Origin of the sequence: Mesorhizobium sp. M1A.F.Ca.IN.020.06.1.1 (assembly GCF_004023265.1) — a bacterium.
Lineage (GTDB): Bacteria > Pseudomonadota > Alphaproteobacteria > Rhizobiales > Rhizobiaceae > Mesorhizobium.
The window spans coordinates 1-732 of record NZ_RZSR01001575.1; the positions used below are offsets into that span (position 1 = coordinate 1).

The 732-nt window shown below is 65.2% G+C and carries 1 protein-coding gene; it reads left to right on the forward strand.

Translation table 11 applies throughout. From position 1 onward, the window contains the following. Positions 1-2 precede the first annotated feature (2 nt). The coding region (locus EOA60_RS38010; protein ID WP_245502712.1) for a serine kinase at positions 3-732 on the forward strand (730 nt) is incomplete at its 3' end.

The window sequence follows — 732 nt, forward strand, 5'->3', positions numbered from 1 at the left end:
GCATATCGGCAGAGCGCGCCGAGCTCTGGCCGAGCTTCGATCTGATGCTCGGCACATTGCGCGTTAATGAAGCGGTCGAACCCGGCTTTCGCATCGATATCCTCGAAACGTCGGCGCTGCCCGAAAACCCGGAAGGGAAGCTCGCCTTCGACGGCGAAGTGCCGCTGGACGGCCATTGCCGCATCATCGACGCCGGCGACGTGGTCCATCTGGTCTTTCCCGGCCTCCAGACGGCCTCGATCCGTGCCGACGAGGGTTCGGCCGAAATCCGCGTTCATCCCGACAGCAAGGTCAAATGGACGCTGCTGATGATGGTGCTGGATGCCGCGCTCGAGTCCGGCGGGCAGCACATGCTCCATACCGCCGGTCTGACGCTGCCCGATAGCGGGGCGCTCGTGCTGATCCATGCGCCGAGCGGCACTGGCAAGTCGACGACTTCAATGGCGCTGGCATCGCAGGGCTTCGGCCTATGCTCGGACGATGTGATGATCCTCGGTGCGACATCTGAAGGCACCCTGGCCTGGGGCATGCCGCGCAAGGTGAAGATCCATCGCAACACCGCGGCGATGCTGCCATTCCTCTCGCCCTGCCTTGGCGACAGATGGGACGCCGAGGGCGAGCAGGCCGTCTCGCTGGAGCGTCTCGCCGAGATCATTCGCATCGAGTACGTCCGTCCCAGGCCGGTCTCGGCTCTGCTGCATCTGTCGCGCTCGACCGACGGCCACACCCGGC